This is a genomic window from Vibrio olivae, assembly GCF_042428525.1.
Taxonomy (GTDB): domain Bacteria; phylum Pseudomonadota; class Gammaproteobacteria; order Enterobacterales; family Vibrionaceae; genus Vibrio; species Vibrio olivae.
On record NZ_JBHMEP010000014.1, the window covers coordinates 1 to 13,394 of the forward strand.

17 protein-coding genes are annotated in these 13,394 nt (G+C 46.7%); 14 read left to right on the plus strand and 3 right to left on the minus strand.

Annotation, left to right across the window (positions count from 1 at the left end; translation table 11 throughout):
- Positions 1-801, minus strand: an 801-nt coding sequence (locus ACFFUV_RS21395; RefSeq protein ID WP_390197275.1) for a thiamine pyrophosphate-binding protein, incomplete at its 3' end; no start/stop codon positions are given.
- Between the two features lie 314 nt (positions 802-1,115).
- Here ACFFUV_RS21395 and metK point away from each other — a divergent pair.
- The 8 genes from metK to ruvX all read left to right on the plus strand — a co-directional run bounded on the left by metK (position 1,116) and on the right by ruvX (position 7,569).
- Positions 1,116-2,270 (plus strand): methionine adenosyltransferase, encoded by a 1,155-nt coding sequence (metK, locus tag ACFFUV_RS21400; RefSeq protein ID WP_390197278.1) that lies wholly within the window; start codon positions 1,116-1,118, stop codon positions 2,268-2,270.
- Positions 2,271-2,490: 220 nt separating this feature from the next.
- Positions 2,491-3,282: a DUF2189 domain-containing protein gene (locus tag ACFFUV_RS21405; RefSeq protein ID WP_390197281.1), complete on the plus strand. Its 792-nt coding sequence runs from the start codon at positions 2,491-2,493 to the stop codon at positions 3,280-3,282.
- 79 nt (positions 3,283-3,361) lie between these two features.
- Positions 3,362-3,862 (plus strand): SprT family zinc-dependent metalloprotease, encoded by a 501-nt coding sequence (locus tag ACFFUV_RS21410; RefSeq protein ID WP_390197284.1) that lies wholly within the window; start codon positions 3,362-3,364, stop codon positions 3,860-3,862.
- Positions 3,863-4,001: 139 nt separating this feature from the next.
- Positions 4,002-4,667 (plus strand): endonuclease, encoded by a 666-nt coding sequence (locus tag ACFFUV_RS21415; protein ID WP_390197480.1) that lies wholly within the window; start codon positions 4,002-4,004, stop codon positions 4,665-4,667.
- A 116-nt stretch (positions 4,668-4,783) separates the two neighbouring features.
- The gene (rsmE, locus tag ACFFUV_RS21420; RefSeq protein ID WP_390197286.1) at positions 4,784-5,515 is read left to right on the plus strand and encodes a 16S rRNA (uracil(1498)-N(3))-methyltransferase; all 732 of its coding nucleotides are present in this window, start codon (positions 4,784-4,786) and stop codon (positions 5,513-5,515) included.
- A 14-nt stretch (positions 5,516-5,529) separates the two neighbouring features.
- Complete coding sequence (gene gshB / locus ACFFUV_RS21425) at positions 5,530-6,480, plus strand: glutathione synthase (RefSeq protein ID WP_390197289.1); 951 nt, start codon at positions 5,530-5,532, stop codon at positions 6,478-6,480.
- A gap of 59 nt (positions 6,481-6,539) precedes the next feature.
- On the plus strand, positions 6,540-7,103 hold the full coding sequence (locus tag ACFFUV_RS21430) for a YqgE/AlgH family protein (RefSeq protein ID WP_390197291.1): 564 nt from the start codon (positions 6,540-6,542) through the stop codon (positions 7,101-7,103).
- 34 nt (positions 7,104-7,137) lie between these two features.
- Positions 7,138-7,569, plus strand: coding sequence for a Holliday junction resolvase RuvX (ruvX, locus tag ACFFUV_RS21435; protein WP_390197294.1), 432 nt, complete (start codon positions 7,138-7,140; stop codon positions 7,567-7,569).
- A 61-nt stretch (positions 7,570-7,630) separates the two neighbouring features.
- Here ruvX and ACFFUV_RS21440 read toward each other — a convergent pair whose 3' ends face one another.
- Positions 7,631-8,740, minus strand: a complete 1,110-nt coding sequence (locus ACFFUV_RS21440) for a PilT/PilU family type 4a pilus ATPase (RefSeq protein WP_390197297.1) — start codon at positions 8,738-8,740, stop codon at positions 7,631-7,633.
- 9 nt (positions 8,741-8,749) lie between these two features.
- Complete coding sequence (locus ACFFUV_RS21445; RefSeq protein ID WP_390197300.1) at positions 8,750-9,796, minus strand: type IV pilus twitching motility protein PilT; 1,047 nt, start codon at positions 9,794-9,796, stop codon at positions 8,750-8,752.
- 24 nt (positions 9,797-9,820) lie between these two features.
- Here ACFFUV_RS21445 and ACFFUV_RS21450 point away from each other — a divergent pair, with 24 nt between their 5' ends.
- The 6 genes from ACFFUV_RS21450 to ACFFUV_RS21475 are packed head-to-tail and all read left to right on the plus strand — an operon-like array spanning position 9,821 to position 13,382.
- Positions 9,821-10,531 (plus strand): YggS family pyridoxal phosphate-dependent enzyme, encoded by a 711-nt coding sequence (locus ACFFUV_RS21450; protein ID WP_390197303.1) that lies wholly within the window; start codon positions 9,821-9,823, stop codon positions 10,529-10,531.
- A 45-nt stretch (positions 10,532-10,576) separates the two neighbouring features.
- A complete protein-coding gene (gene proC, locus ACFFUV_RS21455) occupies positions 10,577-11,395 on the plus strand; it encodes a pyrroline-5-carboxylate reductase (RefSeq protein WP_390197306.1) in 819 nt (272 codons plus the stop codon).
- Between the two features lie 40 nt (positions 11,396-11,435).
- Positions 11,436-11,993, plus strand: coding sequence for a YggT family protein (locus ACFFUV_RS21460; RefSeq protein ID WP_390197309.1), 558 nt, complete (start codon positions 11,436-11,438; stop codon positions 11,991-11,993).
- Positions 11,993-12,283, plus strand: a complete 291-nt coding sequence (gene yggU, locus ACFFUV_RS21465) for a DUF167 family protein YggU (RefSeq protein ID WP_390197312.1) — start codon at positions 11,993-11,995, stop codon at positions 12,281-12,283. The genes ACFFUV_RS21460 and yggU overlap by 1 nt, the downstream gene beginning before the upstream one ends.
- Positions 12,284-12,311: 28 nt before the next feature.
- Positions 12,312-12,746 carry a DUF4426 domain-containing protein gene (locus ACFFUV_RS21470; RefSeq protein WP_390197483.1) on the plus strand — a complete coding sequence of 145 codons (435 nt, stop codon included), beginning with the start codon at positions 12,312-12,314 and terminating at the stop codon, positions 12,744-12,746.
- A gap of 39 nt (positions 12,747-12,785) precedes the next feature.
- Positions 12,786-13,382, plus strand: coding sequence for an XTP/dITP diphosphatase (locus ACFFUV_RS21475; RefSeq protein ID WP_390197315.1), 597 nt, complete (start codon positions 12,786-12,788; stop codon positions 13,380-13,382).
- The last annotated feature ends 12 nt before the right edge of the window (positions 13,383-13,394 follow it).

Below are 13,394 nucleotides of genomic sequence, written 5' to 3' on the forward strand. Positions count from 1 at the left end.
GCCGTGACAGTCATGTGAGCCCGATTTGTTTGGTGAGCCAAAACCGATAATGGTTTTAGTACAAATCAGCGTTGGGCGAGCCGTTTCCGCTTTCGCGACTTCAATGGCGGCATTAATCGCTTCAGGATCGTGGCCATCAACCGCAGGGATCACATGCCAGCCGTACGATTCAAAACGTTTTGGAGTATCGTCAGAGAACCAGCCTTCAACGTGGCCATCGATAGAAATGCCGTTGTCATCCCAGAACGCAATTAATTTGCCAAGGCCAAGCGTGCCTGCTAGTGAGCTTGCTTCATGAGAAATGCCTTCCATCAAACAGCCATCACCAAGGAACGCGTAAGTATAGTGGTCAACGATATCGTGACCTTCTTTGTTAAACTGCGCGGCTAATGCTTTTTCAGCCAGTGCCATACCAACCGCATTGCTAATACCTTGGCCAAGTGGACCGGTGGTCGTTTCAATACCCGGCGCATAACCATATTCAGGGTGACCTGGTGTTTTTGAATGCAGCTGACGGAAGTTCTTTAGTTCTTCGATTGGCAAGTCGTAGCCAGAAAGATGAAGCAGAGAGTAGATCAGCATTGAGCCGTGACCGTTAGACAGCACGAAGCGGTCACGGTCTGCCCAGTTTGGGTTCGATGGGTTGTGGTTTAGGTGTGAACGCCAAAGTACTTCGGCGATATCCGCCATCCCCATCGGGGCACCTGGGTGACCTGAATTTGCTTTTTGAACGCCATCCATTGCGAGGGCACGAATCGCGTTCGCTAACTCACGACGTGAAAGAGAATTGCTGGAAGACATGTCTGCTCCTGAGTGTCTTTAAAAACAGTAAGAAAAAACTGCCAGCATTGTCGCAAAGCCCCTATATGCGTGCAAACCTTTTGGCGAGGATTTATCACCAAAATCACGCTATTGAACTAGGCTAATTTAAGATGTAACGGTATTTCATCAGGTTTAAATGCAATCGATTAACTATTCTCGTTCAAAAAAATAACTTGTAATTCGAGTATTTAAAATTAGAATAGACGTCTAGATGTAGAAACGCCTACAATTTTGTCTATTGCGATATTGGTCGAACGACGAGTATCGTCAACTTAATCAATAGTGGAGCTCTCATGGCTAAGCACCTGTTTACTTCTGAGTCTGTTTCAGAAGGTCATCCAGATAAAATCGCAGACCAAATTTCTGATGCTGTTCTTGATGCCATTCTCGAACAAGATCCAAAAGCACGTGTAGCATGTGAAACATACGTGAAAACCGGCATGGTAATGGTCGGCGGTGAAATCACCACCTCGGCTTGGGTTGACATCGAAGAGTTAACTCGTAAAACCGTACGTGAAATCGGTTATGTTCATTCAGACATGGGCTTTGATGCGGACTCTTGTGCCGTACTCAACACTATTGGTAAGCAGTCACCTGACATCAACCAAGGCGTTGACAAAACCGATCCTAAAGAACAAGGTGCGGGCGACCAAGGCATCATGTTTGGTTATGCATGTAATGAAACCGACGTGCTGATGCCTGCGCCAATCACGTACTCACACCGCCTTGTTCAAAAGCAAGCAGAAGTACGTAAAAACGGTACACTGCCTTGGCTTCGTCCTGATGCGAAATCTCAGGTTACGTTCCAATACGACCAAGGTAAGATTGTCGGTATTGATGCAGTCGTACTATCTACCCAACACGCTGATTCAATCTCAACGCCAGACCTACGCGAAGCGGTCATGGAAGAGATCATCAAGCCAGTGCTGCCATCAGAGTGGCTAAATAAAGAGACAAAATTCTTTATCAACCCAACGGGTCGTTTTGTTATCGGTGGTCCAATGGGTGACTGTGGTTTGACGGGTCGTAAAATCATCGTTGATACCTACGGCGGCGCTGCTCGTCATGGTGGCGGCGCGTTCTCAGGTAAAGATCCATCCAAAGTTGACCGTAGTGCCGCTTACGCAGCACGTTACGTAGCGAAAAACATCGTTGCGGCAGGTCTTGCGGATCGCTGTGAAATCCAACTCTCATACGCGATTGGTGTTGCAGAGCCAACATCTATCATGGTGGAAACGTTCGGAACTGAAAAAGTCGCTTCTGACATCATCGTTGAAGCGGTTCGTCAACACTTTGACCTACGCCCATACGGCCTACAAGAAATGCTTAACTTGTTACAACCTATTTACAAGAAGACAGCAGCATACGGCCACTTTGGTCGTGAAGAGTTCCCTTGGGAGAAAACGGATAAAGCCGCTATCCTACGTGACTTCGCTGGAATTAAATAAGTAGATTTAATCAGTTACATTTTAAAGCCTCGGTTTAAGCCGAGGCTTTTTTGTTGAAGAAAGGAAATTTCTCTTGATGCACATTGTATTTTTAGGGATCTCGGACAATAGTTAAATAAACGTTAAATCCGTGCTTTCGTTAGCCAACCTTGGCGAGTCTACGCTTGGTTTGTATACCAACTTTCGTTGACTCTCCATTTTGTTCGTTTCAGGAGGAGTTATGCCTCGTACTGTTAACCCATCAAATATGCCGAGCAAACCGGTGCCCGACTCCGAATACGCTCGTACCATCCCCTGCAATACACTGGCTGTTAGCGCGCCCTTTCACTGGCTTAGCCTTGCCCTCAATGACTTAATTCGAATGCCACTGATTAGTGCTTTTTATGGCCTGTGTTTTATGGGAGCAGCCATCGGTATTGTGCTACTTATCCAATGGCAAGGCACTCACTTAGTGGTGATGCCCAGTTTGGTTGTTTATATGTTGATTGGGCCATTTTTAGCGCTAGGCTTGTACGATGCGAGCTGGGAGCGAGAAAAAGGCCACTCAGCCAAGCTAATGCACTCAATGCGAGCTATTGGACGCAATTCAACCTCCCAATGGGCGTTTGCGGTTCTGCTCGCCGTCGCGATGATTTTTTGGATGCGCATTGCTGCGCTGCTTCACGCACTCTACCCTTCGGTACAAGGCGCGCCGCTCACCGAATTTCTACCATTTTTAGTGATTGGTAGTTTAGTCGGTCTAGTGCTGGCTGCCATTGTCTTTAGTATCTCCGCTTTTTCTATCCCTCTTATGATGGAACGCCGAGTCGACATGATGACCGCCGTATTCACCAGCTTCAACGCAGTTAAATCCAATATCCCGGCAATGATCGTTTGGGCAGCACTGATCGCTGGCGGATTATTGATCGGCTTTGCAACTTACGGCATAGGAATGTTAGTGACAATGCCGCTACTCGGTTACGGAACTTGGCACGCCTACCAAGAAACAATAAAGAAAAAACATACTCCATGATGACTCCTAACATCTATCTCCAACTGGTATGATGTATTACTCGGCTTCGCGCCGAGTTTTTTTCTATTTGAGAGATTTGATGGATAACTTTGAGCTTCACTATCGCGCTGTCGCGCGCATGCAACACTGTATTACCCAAGCGAGTGAATACTTTAAACGTGACTTTTCCTTACCTAAACTGAACTACAAATTGAGAGGAAGAAGCGCAGGTAAAGCACTACTTCAGCTCAACGAAATTCGCCTCAACCCAACGTTGTTTGCTGAAAATCCGCAGGCGTTTATCGACGAAGTAGTACCTCATGAAACCGCACATTTACTCACTTGGCAGTTATTTGGTCGCGTACGCCCACACGGTAAAGAATGGCAGATGGTCATGGAGCAAGTCTTTGGCGTTTCGGCCAACACCACCCATCAATTTTCAGTTACGTCAGTACAAGGCAAAACGTTTGAATATCAATGTGGCTGTCGTCAACATGCCTTAACCATTCGTCGTCATAACAAAATACTCAAAGGTCAAGCTCAATACCGTTGCCAGCAATGCCAACAAACTTTGTCGTTTACGGGTAAACAACTGACTTAATGCCAGCCTGCTTCAAAGTTTTGAAAAGCAATGACAATATTTCACTCTAAAAATGCATGATAGAATGCACATTGTCATACTTTTCTAATACTTTTAAATCATGTCGATTGTTCGTCTCGGGTCTGCTTGCGTTATCGCAATGATGGCCTTTTCTGTTTGGGCAGGACACCCAACCTCATTCTCAAGTGCCAAACGTCAAGCCGTTAAAATCTATCAAACCCATCCGGTAAGTTTCTATTGTGGCTGTGATATCGAGTGGCAAGGTAAAAAAGGCAAGCCAGAGCTGATTAACTGTGGCTATCAAGTAAGAAAACAGCCCAAACGCGCAAGCCGAATTGAGTGGGAGCACGTTGTTCCAGCTTGGCAATTTGGTCATCAGCGTCAATGTTGGCAACAAGGAGGACGTAAAAACTGCACGCGTCATGATCAAACATTTCGCTTGATGGAAGCGGATCTCCATAACCTAACGCCAGCGATTGGAGAAGTGAATGGCGATCGTTCCAACTATAATTTTAGCCAGTGGAATGGCGTTGATGGTGTGACCTACGGTCGCTGTGACATGCAAGTCAACTTCAAACAACGTAAAGTCATGCCACCGGATCGCGCGCGTGGCTCGATTGCCAGAACCTATCTGTATATGAGCCAAAAATACGGGTTTCGCCTTTCAAAACAGCAAACAAACCTGATGAACGCATGGAATAACACCTATCCCGCAGATGGATGGGAGTGTGAACGTGACAGGCGGATCGCCGAAGTTCAAGGGAATCATAACCCGTTTGTCGTCAAAGCCTGCCAAAAGCACTAAACTTAGACCCCATTGCACAAGGGCAAATCCCCATGGCTTTGGTGGTTTGCCCTTGTTTTTTCGATATAAAGCATCCATGTTAGTCATTAACTATTTGTAGGAAAATTCAAATAACCATGCGCATCCCTCGAATTTATCACCCTGAAATCATTCATCATCTAGACACTCTGCCTTTAAGTGAAGATGCAGCTGGCCACGTAGGCCGTGTACTGCGAATGAAACCTAGGCAAGAAGTGTTGTTATTTGATGGTAGTGGCGCTGAATTCCCAGCTGTGATTGAAGAGGTCAGCAAAAAGAATGTGCTGGTAAAACCTCAAGAGCGGGTCGAACGTGATGTCGAGTCTCCCCTTGATTTACATTTAGGCCAAGTCATTTCCCGTGGTGACAAGATGGAATTCACCATCCAAAAGTCGGTTGAGTTAGGGGTAAACACGATTACTCCACTGATTTCAGAACGTTGCGGTGTTAAACTCGATCCAAAGCGGTTTGAGAAGAAACTGATTCAATGGCAAAAAATAGCCATTGCCGCTTGTGAACAAAGTGGTCGTAACCGAGTGCCTGAAATTCGTCCCATCATGCAACTTGAGCAATGGTGTGAAGAAGAGTACGACGGCTTGAAGCTCAATTTGCATCCACGAGCAACCTACTCAATCAATACGCTACCAGCGCCTGTAACAAAAGTGCGCCTATTAATTGGTCCCGAAGGTGGGCTTTCGGCACAAGAAATAGACATGACACACCAATACCAATTTGAAGAGACGCTGCTTGGACCTCGCGTACTACGCACCGAAACCGCGGCTCTTACCGCAATTACTGCCCTCCAAGTTCGCTTTGGTGACCTTGGTTAAACCGGAGAAGCTCAATGATTAAACTCGGCATAGTGATGGACCCGATCTCGGACATCAATATCAAAAAAGATTCTAGTTTTGCCATGCTGCTTGAAGCACAGCGTCGTGGCTATGAAATTCACTACATGGAAATGAATGATCTACATTTAGATCAAGGTGTTGCAATGGCTGACACCAAAATCGTAGAGCTAAAAGAGGATCCAAACGGCTGGTATCAGTTTAAATCTGAACAATCGATTGAGCTTTCTGAGCTTGATGCCGTATTAATGCGTAAGGATCCGCCTTTTGATACCGAGTTTATCTACGCAACTTACATTCTCGAACGTGCAGAAGAAAAAGGCACATTGATCGTCAACAAACCGCAAAGCCTGCGTGACTGTAACGAAAAGCTGTTTACCGCTTGGTTCCCTGAGCTCACACCAACCACGATGGTGACACGTAAGGCAGAGAAATTTAAAGAATTTCGCGAACAACATGGGGACGTGATCCTTAAACCTTTAGACGGAATGGGCGGCGCGTCTATCTTTCGCGTCAAAGAGAATGATCCGAATGTGTCAGTGATCATTGAAACCTTGACCAATCATGGTCAAAACTACGCGATGGCACAGACCTTTGTTCCAGATATTAGCAATGGTGACAAGCGTATTCTGGTCGTTGACGGTGAACCAATGCCATACTGCTTAGCGCGAATTCCAGCCAAAGGTGAAACACGCGGTAACCTTGCTGCCGGTGGTCGTGGAGAAGCGCGCCCATTAAGTGAGACAGATAAACAGATAGCGAACGCTGTAGCGCCTACACTTAAAGAAAAAGGTCTGATTTTCGTTGGATTAGACGTCATCGGCGATAAGCTCACTGAGATTAATGTCACTAGCCCAACCTGTATTCGAGAAATCGAAGCGGCGTATGATATCTCTATCACTGGCAAGCTGATGGATGCCATCGAACGCCGCGTTAATCAGGGCTAACTAACGATAACATGGCATCAATAATCCTATTGGATGCCACTTTTTGGATTGGAGTTGCTATGAATCTAACCAATCATTTCTTAGTTGCAATGCCGGGCATGAAAGATCCTTACTTTCAGCACCGAGTCATCTATGTGTGTGAACACAATGAAGAAGGTGCAATGGGGTTAATGATCAATGCTCCGGTCGATATTACCGTCGGAAAAATGCTCAAACAAGTTGAGATTGATCCTGTTCATCCTCAGCTCAATACAGCGAGTTTGGATAAACCCGTACTCAATGGCGGGCCCGTTTCAGAAGATCGCGGTTTTATCTTACATAAACCCAAAGATCGTTATGAGTCGAGTGTACAAATGACCGACCAAATTTACGTCACCACCTCACGTGATATTCTGTCGGTTCTCGGCACCGAAGCTGAGCCGAGTAACTATTTGGTTGCTCTCGGTTATTCAGGTTGGGAAGCTGGGCAATTAGAAACTGAACTGGCGGAGAACTCATGGTTGACCATTGAAGCCGATCCAAATGTTATTTTTGATACGCCGATTAATGAACGCTGGGATCGCGCCGTTGAAATGCTCGGCATTAACGCCACTCAGCTCTCAAGTGAATCAGGTCATGCTTAGGCATGACCTTCATTGTTAGAACAGCAGAAAACCGATGACATCAAGAACCATCATTGCCTTTGACTTTGGCACCAAGAGTATTGGCAGTGCAATAGGCCAAGAAATTATAGGCACGGCCTCACCGCTCCGTGCGTTTAAAGCAAACGACGGCATTCCTAATTGGGATGACATTGAAAAAATCCTCAAAGAGTGGCAACCGCAGTTACTCGTGGTCGGTTTACCCACTGATTTACATGGTAAGGCGCTCGAAACCATTACCCCACGAGCGAAAAAATTTGCCAACCGTTTGCACGGCCGATTTGGCTTACCCGTTGAACTGCATGATGAACGTCTCTCTACCGCCGAAGCCAGAGCCGAACTCTTTGCTCACGGTGGTTATAAAGCCTTAAGCAAAGGCAACATTGACTGCCAATCTGCGGTGGTTATTTTAGAAAGCTGGTTTGAAGCGCAATGGGGCGATGAATAACCAACCGATAACTGATTGCTCAGTGATAAAAAAGCTTGGCGTTGCCAAGCTTTTTTATTGGTTAATCCATATCAATCGTGACCCCGTCAAGCGCTCCACCTCGCAGATTTGTATCCATTTTGTGCGTTTTGAGCATTAGCCGTAAATCATTAGCTGAGTCGGCACTGTGTAGCGCTTCTTCAAGGTTAATTTTATCCTCGACTAATAATTGATACAGCGCCTGATCAAACGTCTGCATGCCAGCCTCACGTGATTTCGCCATTGTGGTCTTCAGTTCATGCAACTCCCCCTGACGAATCAGGTCGCTGACGCGAGGTGAGTTAAGCAATACTTCATACACGCCATGGCGCCCGCTACCTTGCTTATCACGAACCAATTGCTGACCAATCACCCCTTTCAAGTTAAGTGACAGATCAAACAAAAACTGTTCACGCTGACCTTTTGGCATTAAATGCAAGATACGCTCTAACGCTTGGTTCGCATTATTGGCATGTAAGGTCGCCAAACACAGATGGCCCGTTTCTGCAAAATTCAGCGCATATTCCATGGTTTCTCGGTTGCGAATCTCACCGATCAAAATCATGTCAGGCGCTTGGCGCAAGGAGTTCTTTAGCGCCACTTCATAGCTTTCAGTATCCAATCCCACTTCACGCTGAGTGACGATACAGCCTTGATGCGGATGCACAAACTCGATGGGGTCCTCGACAGTGAGAATATGCCCATGACTATGCTGATTGCGATACCCTGTCATCGCCGCCATGGTGGTCGATTTTCCTGAGCCTGTAGCTCCGACCACCAGCACCAATCCACGTTTGGCAACGGCTAATGCCTTGAGTGCTTCAGGAAGTTTGAGCTGTTCAAAACTTGGAATCTCAGTTTCAATCCGGCGAATCACAGCACCAGGCAATTCACGCTGGAAAAAACCACTAACACGAAAACGACCGACATCAGTCACTAAAGCAAAGTTCGCTTCATGCTGAGCTAGGTATTCATCAAAGCGAGCCTCACCCATGGCTTGCGCCAGTAAATGATTGACGTCATCTCGATTAAGCTCAGCGCCTTTGGGCTGTAGCTGCCCGTCGACTCGATAGTGAATTGGGGCGCCGACCGTGATGTATAAATCGGAGGCCTTGTATTCGCTCATAACCTGTAAACAGTGTTTAATGTCCATTGCGCTTTCCTAGAACAGTGAATTCGCTGAGCCATCAGTTTCAATTTTTTGTGCCACTTCTTCTGGAGCAACAATGCCTTGCGCTAAGAGTTGCTTACTGTGTTGCTCCATGGTTTGCATCCCTGCCGCAGCACCGGTTTGAATGACAGAGACCATTTGCGCCACTTTATCTTCGCGGATCAAGTTACGAATCGCCGGATTGGCCATCATGATCTCATGACAAGCAACGCGTCCGCCCCCCACTCGCTTCAACAACTTCTGAGCAATGACCGTACGCAGAGATTCTGAAAGCATCGAGCGCACCATCGATTTATCTCCCGCTGGAAACACGTCAATGATACGGTCAATGGTCTTGGCTGCCGAACTGGTATGTAAGGTACCAAAAACTAAATGCCCGGTTTCCGCCGCCGTTAAAGCCAAACTGATGGTCTCTTGGTCACGCAACTCTCCGACTAAAATCACGTCAGGATCTTCTCGTAGCGCGCTACGTAGCGCATTTTTGAAACTGTGAGTATCGCGGTGCACTTCACGCTGGTTAATCAAGCACTTATGATTACTATGTACAAACTCGATAGGGTCTTCAATGGTGAGAATGTGTTTATTGTGGTGACGATTAATGTAATCCACCATCGCCGCTAATGTCGTTGATTTGCCCGACCCGGTAGGCCCAGTGACCAACACTAACCCTTTTTCAAAATTGGCGATTTTGGTAAATATTTCCGGAGCTTCAAGCTGTTCTAGGCTTGGAATCTCTGTCGGAATGGTTCGAAATACCGCTGAGCAGCCACGCGCCTGATTAAACGCATTGACTCGAAAGCGTCCAATCGCTGGCAACTCACAGGAAAAATCGACTTCAAGATGCGCTTCAAATTCACTACGCTGGGCATCGCTCATGATCTCAAAAACTAAACGATGCACTTCTTCATGACTCAAAGCTGGTACGCCAAGCTTCCTAACTTCACCATCTATACGTACCATTGGAGAAACACCTGCAGAAAGATGTAGATCTGACGCATTATGCTTTACACTAAAATCCAATAACTCAGCGATATCCATTTATTTTCCTTAGTAAAGTTAGCCATGAGTAGTATTCAACAAAATATTGAACATATCACCTCACAAATTGCCGACGTACAACAAAAGTGTGGACGAGCTCGAGACTCCGTGCAACTTCTGGCAGTGAGTAAAACCAAACCTAATCAAGCTATCCTTGATGCCGCCAAGGCTGGACAAACACGCTTTGGAGAAAACTACGTTCAAGAAGGCGTCGATAAGGTCCAATACTTTCAGACCAACCACCCTGAATTGGACTTAGAGTGGCACTTCATCGGACCTATCCAATCCAATAAAACGCGCCTTGTCGCCGAACACTTTGATTGGGTACATACCATCGACCGTGAAAAAATCGCCCAGCGTTTGAACGACCAACGCCCACAACACCTACCGCCACTGCAGGTATTAATTCAAGTGAACATCAGTGATGAAGCGTCTAAGTCCGGCGTTGAGCCACAACAAATATTTGACCTCGCCCAGTTGATTTCATCACTTCCCAGCCTCACGTTAAGAGGGTTGATGTCGATTCCCGCGAACGTAGATAACCATCAACAACAGCTAGAGACATTCAAACAATTGGCTGCGTTACAAACCCAACTTGGTGAGCAGTACGCTCATATCGATACTCTATCGATGGGAATGTCTGGCGATATGGACGCAGCGATTGAAGCAGGGAGTACGATGGTACGAATTGGTACCGCTATTTTCGGTGCTCGTGACTACTCAAGCAAAGCGTAATACAACATTCAGACTCATCTCACACACTGTCAGGAAGAAACCGTTATGGAACACAAGAAAATCACTTTTATCGGCGCGGGAAATATGGCGCGCTCAATCATCTCCGGAATGATCGCAAACGGCTACCCTGCAGAGTTGATTACCGCAACAGCGCCAAGCCAAACAACACGTGATTCTCTTGCCAACCAATATGCCATTAACACCACGGATGATAACCTCGCAGCCGCTACACAAGCCGAAGTGATTGTCTTAGCGGTTAAACCACAAATGATGGCAACTGTCGCTGAAGGCCTTCAATCGGTGGATTACAGCGACAAACTGGTTATTTCGATTGCGGCAGGCATTAATGCGGCGCGCTTTGATGAGATGTTTGCAACGAAGCTGACTCTCGTTCGCGTCATGCCTAACACGCCATCGCTGATTGGCAAAGGGATGAGCGGCCTTTACGCGCCAAATACGGTAACCAGCACTGATCGCCAATTTGCTGGAGATCTGATGTCTTTAGTGGGTGAGATCTGTTGGGTGGAACAAGAGTCAGGCATCAATAATGTCATTGCCGCAGCAGGCAGCGCTCCGGCGTACTTCTTCCTATTCATGGAAGCCATGCAAAAAGAAGCCATTGCTCAAGGCTTTGATGCTCAGACTGCGCGTAACCTCGTCCAGCAAGCCGCACTTGGAGCGGCGGAAATGGTCGTTGCTAACCCCGACACCGAGCTATCAACACTGCGCGAGCAAGTGACCTCAAAAGGCGGCACAACCGCTGAAGCACTGCGCACCTTTAATCAACATCATCTTTCCGATATTGTAGCGAGCGCCATGCAAGCTGCGGTTACTCGCGCTGAAGAGATGGAAAAACTATTTTAATTACGCAGAATTTTGCTCTGCACTTAACTAAGGGTCATCTATGAATTCAATGAGTTTTTTGATATCTACGCTGTTTGATTTGTATATCATGGTGGTGATTTTACGCATCTGGTTACAAGCGGCTCGCGCAGATTTCTATAACCCATTCTCTCAGTTTGTCGTGAAAGCAACGCAGCCGATTGTTGGCCCATTGCGTCGCTTCATTCCATCAATTGGTAGCATTGATCTCGCGACCGTCCTATTTGCCTATGTACTGTGTGTACTCAAATACGTTGCGCTGATTTTGCTTCAATCCCGAGGCTCGGTCTCCTTTGACTCTTCATTTTTGATCTTAGGGGGTCTGTCTTTACTGAAAGCTGCGGGCGGTTTGCTGTTCTGGGTATTGTTGATCCGCGCAATCTTGAGCTGGGTTAGCCAAGGTCGCAGCCCAATTGAATACGTATTCCACCAGCTAACGGAGCCAATGCTTGCACCGATTCGCCGCTTTATTCCTGCGATGGGTGGCTTTGATTTCAGCGTGCTGGTTCTGTTTATTTTGCTCCAATTTGCCAACTTCCTAATGGGCGATCTCATTGGCCCACTGTGGTACCAGCTATAATGTCTTCAGCGGTATGGCAAGACGGCGAAGATGTCATTCTTCGCCTGTATATTCAGCCCAAAGCAAGCCGTGATAAAATCGTCGGCTTGCATGGCGAAGAATTAAAAATTGCCATCACTGCACCACCTGTAGACGGTAAAGCTAACGCTCATTTGAGCAAATTTTTAGCCAAACAGTTTAAAGTGGCGAAAGGGCTAATAGAGATAGAAAAAGGCGAGCTTGGACGCCATAAACAAGTTCGCGTTCACGCTCCCAGCCACATCCCCGCAGACATAAAAGCCATCTTGTGATGGCTTTTCATTTTAACGAGCACGAATGATGAAACTGAGTCGATTTGGATTTCTTGTGGCTGCCTTTTTCTGCTTTTCAGCGTCGGCAGCTCAGTTCAAGCAACTAAAGCAGGTAGAAGTGCACTACTCCGCATTTAATTCCAGCTTTTTAACACCAAACATTGCACGCAGCTATCAACTTAAGCGTAACGGCTACTCCTCCATTCTTAATATCAGCGTGTTAGATACCAGTGAACCGGGTAAGCCTGCGACAACAGTGAAACTCAGCGGGCAAGCGAAAAACCTCCTAGGGCAAACGCGCCAGTTAACCTTTCGCCAAGTGAAAGAGGGAGACGCTATCTATTACCTCAGCGAGTTCCCAATCACCAACGAAGAGACCTTGAGTTTTGATATTGATGTCGATGCTGGCATCAAAGGCAGTGGTAAACTCAAATTCACCCAAAAATTTTATGTAGAAGAGTAAGGTTTCGCCTCAGGAAACCCGCAACCAATAGGGATAGAAATGAAAAAAATAGTGCTCGCCACTGGTAATCAGGGCAAAGTTCGTGAAATGGCCGATCTACTGGCAGATTTTGGTTTTGATGTTGTCGCACAAAGCGAATTTAACGTCTCTGATGTGGCTGAAACCGGCACGACCTTTATTGAAAATGCCATCATTAAAGCACGTCATGCCGCCAAAGAGACTGGGCTACCTGCAATTGCAGATGATTCAGGTTTAGAAGTAGATTACCTTAACGGCGCACCTGGCGTATACTCCGCACGTTACTCTGGTGAAGGCGCTACCGACGAAAAAAACCTCAATAAGTTACTTGAGGCGATGAAAGACGTGCCTGAAGCGCAGCGCACTGCACGCTTTCATTGCGTGTTGGTGTTAATGCGCCATGAAAACGATCCAACACCTATCGTGTGTCATGGTCAATGGGAAGGACGCATTCTCACCAAAGCCCATGGCGAAAATGGCTTTGGTTACGATCCTGTGTTCTTCGTACTTGAGCATCAATGTGCTTCAGCAGAGCTAGAGCCTGCAATGAAAAAACAACTTTCGCACCGTGGCAAAGCGTTGAAAAAGCTGTTCGCCACACTTTCACAGCAGTCTTAATTTTACATTCAT